Source organism: Pseudonocardia nigra, from assembly GCF_019396355.1.
GTDB classification, from domain to species: Bacteria; Actinomycetota; Actinomycetes; order Mycobacteriales; family Pseudonocardiaceae; genus Pseudonocardia; species Pseudonocardia nigra.
The window spans coordinates 1-5,957 of record NZ_JAHKRK010000328.1 but is presented as its reverse complement, the minus strand read 5'-3'; the positions used below and the strand labels follow the sequence as shown (position 1 = coordinate 5,957).

General features: G+C 74.7%; 2 protein-coding genes. Both read left to right on the top strand.

What is annotated here, in order from left to right:
- Positions 1-871 (top strand): hypothetical protein (locus KME75_RS39320; protein WP_219420066.1); only part of this gene is annotated, 871 nt, incomplete at its 5' end.
- A 234-nt stretch (positions 872-1,105) separates the two neighbouring features.
- Positions 1,106-5,863, top strand: a complete 4,758-nt coding sequence (locus KME75_RS39315) for an NAD-glutamate dehydrogenase (protein ID WP_308283470.1) — start codon at positions 1,106-1,108, stop codon at positions 5,861-5,863.
- The last annotated feature ends 94 nt before the right edge of the window (positions 5,864-5,957 follow it).

Genomic DNA, 5,957 nt, shown 5'->3' with positions numbered 1-5,957 from the left:
CCACGCCGCCGACTGGCTGCAAGCGGCGCTGGCCGACCCCGACCGCGTGCTGGGCCGTCCCGGCGCGGCCGCCCCCGAGTCCGCGTCCCCGGCGGCGGCCGACGGCCGGACCGGCTGTGCGGTGGTGGTCGACGTGGCGCGCGAGGGGCGGCGTTTCGCAGGCCGCCGTGCCGGCGCCGTGGTGCGCGGCGTCGGCGACCGGCTCGCCGATCGGCTGCCGCCCGACGCTCGCGTGCGCTACGACGAGACCGATGCGCTGTCGGTGTCGCGGCCCGGCTGGGACCGCGTGGCGGCGACGGAGTGGATGCACCGGACGCTGCCGGGGCTGTTCGAGGACTTCGGCACCGACGAGGACATGGCGGGTCTGCAGCTAAGGGCCGCCGTGCACGACGCCGACGGCGTGGTCGGGGCGCAGATCCTGCAGCGCCTGGACCAGGTGCGGGTGCGCCGCGGAGAGGCCTCGGCGGACGGGAACGGTGCTGCCCCGGCACGTCGGTCCCGGCGCGCCGCGGATGGCCGCGACCGGGAGGAGGAAGGCGCGCCGTCGGGCATTCCGACCGGAGTCGATCCCCTGGGCGCGCAGGGTTCGCCGGTGCCCGACGCCGATGCGGCGGGGCGGCACGACGCCGCCGGTCGCACGCCGTTCCGGATGGAGGGCGTGGAGGTGCGCCGGGGCAGCGGCGGCAGACGGCACCGCCGCGGCGCGGACGACGAGGCACCCGAGTCCGAGGCGGAGTCCGAACCGGCCGACGCGGGCAGCTCGGGTAACCGGGCCGAGCAGGCCGAGCGGCAGGCGGAGCCGGTGTCGACGGAGGGGCTGGGGATCGCCGACCTGCTCGCGGGCGCGCTCGCGGCGTACCGCGGGATCTGAGCGGTCGATCGTCAGGGACCGGCGGCAACCGCGGGGGAACCGCCTATCCGGGGAGCGCTCGATGGACCGATCGCCGAGCCCGTTGGGCCGTCCGGCGGGTGCCCCGTGCGGCGGCGCCGCCGCCGCGCGCCGGCGAGTTCCCGCCGCACTAGGGTGACTGCGACGTCGCCCACGAGGTGATCACCACCCCGGCGGCCGGTCCACCCGCGGCCGTCGACGAGCCTGGGAGCTGATGTGACGAGCCGGACCCGCGAGCGGGCAGCGGAGCCCGCACCGGACACCGAGCTGACGGCGCTGGGCGCGCTCTACGCGCGCCACGCCCCCGACCTGCGCGGTGTCGGCGGCGACCACCTGCCGGTGCTGCTGGCCGCCGCCAAGGGGCACCTGCGGCTGGCCGCCCGCCGCGCCCCCGGCGAGCCGCTGATCCGCGTGCGTGACCCGGAGCCGCCCGCCGCGCCGGGGCCGGAGGACGACCTTGCGGAGCTCGGCCCGGTGGTGGAGATCGTCACCGACGACATGCCGTTCCTCGTGGAGTCGCTGTTGGCCGGGGTCGCCCGGATCGGCGGTGACGTCCAGCGTGTGATCCACCCGATCGTCGTCGTCCGCCGGGCCGAGGACGGTGAGCTCACGGAGGTGCTCACCGACGCGGATCCGGCCGAGCCGCCTGCCGACACGCTCGTCGAGTCGTGGATCCACCTCGACCTCAGCCCGGCGACGGTGCCCACCCCCGACCTGGAGCGCGAGCTCGGCCGGGTGCTGCGCAACGTGCGCGAGGTGGTGGAGGACGCCGAGCCGATGGTCGGCAAGGCGAGGAAACTGGCCGAGACCCTGCCGTCGCAGCCGGCCGACCCGGAGGGCACCCACCCGGCCGACGTCGCGCAGCTGCTGCACTGGCTCGCCGACGGGCACTTCACGTTCCTCGGCTACCGCTACTACGCGGCCGAACCCGACGGGGCCCTGCACGCCGACCCGGAGTCGGGGCTGGGCGTGCTGCGCCGCGACTCGGGGATCACCACGACGTTCGCCCCGCGGCGCGACGCCGAGGAGGACGTCCGGGACCTGCTCGTCATCACCCGGGCCAACGCGCCGAGCCCGCTGCGTCCGGTCCATCCGTACTACCTCGCCGTGACCACCGTCGACGCGGCCGGTCGGCGCACCGGCGAGCACCGGTTCCTCGGCACGCTGACCGTGCCGGCGCTCTACGAGAGCGTGCTCGACATCCCCGTCGTCGAGCGGAGGGTCCGGGAGGCGATCCACCGCGCCGGGTTCCCGCTGGAGTCCTACTCGGGCCAGCAGATGCTCGAGGTGATCTCGGGGCTGCCCCGGGAGGAGCTGTTCAGCGCCACCGAGGAGCGCCTGCACGACACGGCGGTCGGGGTGCTCGCGGTTGCGGGCAGGCGCGCGGTGCGGCTGTTCCTGCGGCGCGACCCGTACCGCCGGTTCCTGTCCTGCCTGGTCTACCTGCCCCGCGACCGCTACACCACCGCGTCGCGGCTGCGGATGGCCGAGGTGCTGCAGCGGCGCCTCGGTGGCCGCAGCGTGGACCACACCGCACGGGTGTCGGAGTCGCGGCTCGCGCTGGTGCACTTCATGGTGCACGCCGCCCCCGACGCCCCCGGCTTCGCTGACGTCGACGTCGCCGCGCTGCAGGACGAGCTCACCGACGCGGTGCGCACGTGGGACGACCGGCTGCTGGCGCTGCCCGACTCGGCCGGTGTGGCCTCGCTGCTGCCGGGCGTCCCGGAGGCGTACAAGGCGGCCGTGCGGGCCGAGCACGCGGTCGAGGACCTGCGGCGGATCACGGCGCTGTCGGGGCCCGGCGACTTCGGCGTGCGGCTGTACCGGGCCGCGACCGCGTCGGCCGAGGGCGAGCGCCGCTTCACGCTCTACCTCGCCGGGGCCCCCGCCACCCTGACCGCGGTGCTGCCGCTGCTGCAGCAGCTCGGGGTGGACGTGCTGGACGAGCGGCCGTCGGAGTTCGTCCGCGAGGACGGGCTGCGCTGCTGGCTCTACGACTTCGGCGTGCGCCTGGACGACACCACGCGCGCGGCGGTGGCGAGCCGTTCGGACGACGCCATCGAGAGCGGCTTCTGTGCGGCGTTCACCGCCGCCTGGTGCGGCGACGCGGAGTCCGACCGGTTCTCGGCGCTCGTGCTGCGGGCCGGCCTGCCGTGGCGGGAGGTCGCCGTGCTGCGCGCCTACGCCCGGTACGCCCGCCAGCTCGGCAGTCCCTACGGCCCGCAGTACATGGCCAACACGCTGCTCGCGCAGCCCGACGTCGCCAGGGCCCTCATGGCGTTGTTCCGCGCGCGGTTCGACCCTGCGCTGCCGGAGCGCGAGCGGGAGGTGCTGGCCGCGCTGGCGGAGGTGCGCGGGCTGATCGACGCGGTCACCGGGCTCGACGCCGATCGCATCCTGCGCACCTATCTGGCGATGATCACTGCCACGCTGCGCACCAACTGGTTCCGCGGCAGGCCGCACTTCTCGTTCAAGATCGACCCGTCGGAGGTGCCGGGGATGCCGGCGCCGCGGCCGAAGTTCGAGATCTTCGTGTACTCGCCGCGCGTCGAGGGCGTGCACCTGCGCTTCGGTCCGGTGGCACGTGGCGGGCTGCGCTGGTCCGACCGGCCACAGGACTACCGCACGGAGATTCTCGGGCTGGTGAAGGCGCAGGCCGTCAAGAACGCCGTGATCGTGCCCGTCGGCGCGAAGGGCGGCTTCATCGTGCGCAACACCGACGCCGGCGCGGCCGAGGTGGAGTACTGCTACCGCACGTTCATCTCGGGCCTCCTGGACGTCACCGACAACCTCGTCGACGGTGAGACGGTGCCGCCGCCGGACGTCGTCCGGCACGACGGCGACGACTCCTACCTCGTGGTGGCGGCGGACAAGGGCACCGCGAGGTTCTCCGACACCGCCAACGAGGTGGCCGCGTCCTACGGGTTCTGGCTGGGCGACGCGTTCGCCTCCGGCGGGTCGGTGGGCTACGACCACAAGGCCATGGGCATCACCGCCCGTGGCGCGTGGGAGAGCGTGAAGCGGCACTTCCGCGAGCTGGGCGTGGACACCCAGACCACGGAGTTCACCGTCGTCGGGATCGGCGACATGTCCGGCGACGTGTTCGGCAACGGAATGCTGCTGTCGCGCCACATCCGGCTGGTCGCGGCGTTCGACCACCGGCACGTGTTCGTCGACCCGACCCCGGACGCGGCGCGCAGCTTCGCCGAACGCGAGCGGCTGTTCGCGCTTCCGCGTTCGACATGGGACGACTACGACCGGTCGGTGATCAGCCAGGGCGGCGGGGTGTGGCCGCGTACGGCCAAGGCGGTGCCGATCGGGCCGGAGATCCGGGCGGCCCTCGGGCTGCCGGACAGCGTGGTGAAGCTCAATCCGCCCGAGCTCATCGCCGCGATCCTGCGGGCGCCGGCCGACCTGCTGTGGAACGGCGGCGTCGGCACCTACGTGAAGGCCTCGAGTGAGTCGCACGCCGACGCGGGCGACAAGGCCAACGACGCCGTGCGGGCCGACGGCCGGGAGCTGCGGGTCAAGGTCGTCGGCGAGGGCGGGAACCTCGGGCTGACCCAGCGCGGGCGCATCGAGTTCGCGCGGAACGGCGGCAAGATCAACACGGACGCGATCGACAACTCGGCGGGCGTGGACTGCTCCGACCACGAGGTCAACATCAAGATCCTGCTCGACCGGCTCGTCGCCGCCGGCGAGCTGGACCGCCCCGGCCGCGATGCCCTGCTCGCGGAGATGACCAACGAGGTGGCCGACCTCGTGCTGGCCGACAACCGCGCCCAGAACGACGTGCTCGGCATCGCCCGGGCCCACGCGCCGGCGATGGTGGGCGTGCACGCCCGGCTCACCACGTACCTGGCCAACCGGGAGGAGCTGGACCGGGAGCTGGAGGTGCTCCCCGACGAGGCGGGCTTCGCGGCGCTCGAGGAGGCGGACACCGGGCTCACCAGCCCGGAGCTCGCCACCCTGCTCGCCCACACCAAGCTCGACCTCACCGCGCAGGTGCTGGGCACCGACCTGCCCGACACCCCGGCGTTCGCCGGGCGGCTGCCGGGCTACTTCCCGGGGCCGCTGCGCGAGCGCTTCCCGGAGGCGATCACGGGGCACCCGCTGCGGCGGGAGATCGTCACCACGCAGCTCGTCAACGAGATGGTGGACGGCGCCGGGATGACCTACGCGTTCCGGCTCGGCGAGGAGCTCTCGGCCGACCCGACCGACGCGGCGCGCGCCTACGCCGTCACGACCGTGGTCTTCGACCTCCCGCAGCTATGGGCCGACATGCGTGCGTCGCGGATCCCCACGGCGGTGTCGGACGCGATCGTGCTCGAGTCGCGCCGCGTGCTCGACCGCGCGTCGCGCTGGTTCCTCACCAACCGCCCGCAGCCGCTGGCCGTCGGGGCCGAGACCGCCCGTTTCGCCGACACGGTTCGGGCGCTGCGGGCGGAGCTGCCCCAGCTGCTGCGGGGTCGTGAGCGGGCGGCCGTCGAGATGAAGGCCGCCGAGCTGCGGTCGGCGGGTGTGGCCGCGGAGTGCGCGCTGCGGTCGGCCGCGCTGATGTACGGCTACGGGCTGTTGGACGTCGTCGAGCTCACCGAGCTGTCCGAGCGGGACCGGGAGCCGCGCGAGCCCCACGAGGTCGCGGACCTGTACTACGGGCTCTCCGAGCACCTCGGCGTCGACCTGATGCTCACGTCGGTGACCGCCCTGGAGCGCGGCGACCGGTGGCACGCGCTGGCCCGGCTGGCGTTGCGCGACGACCTGTACGGCTCGCTGCGCGCGATCACCCTCGACACGCTGCGGGAGGCCGCGCCGGGCACGCCCGTCGACGCGGCAATCGAGCAGTGGGAGGAGGCGAACGCGTCGCGGCTCGTGCGCGCCCGGGCCGCGCTGCAGGAGGTGAGCACCGCCGGGCAGCTCGACCTGGCGACGCTGTCGGTGGTCTCGCGGCAGCTGCGGGGCCTCGCGCGCTGACCCCCTCGTGGGACGGGCGACTCGCGTGTCGGGAACGGGCGACTCGCGGGTCAGGGGGCGGCGGACTCCAGCGCGAGGAGGACCACCGCGGCGT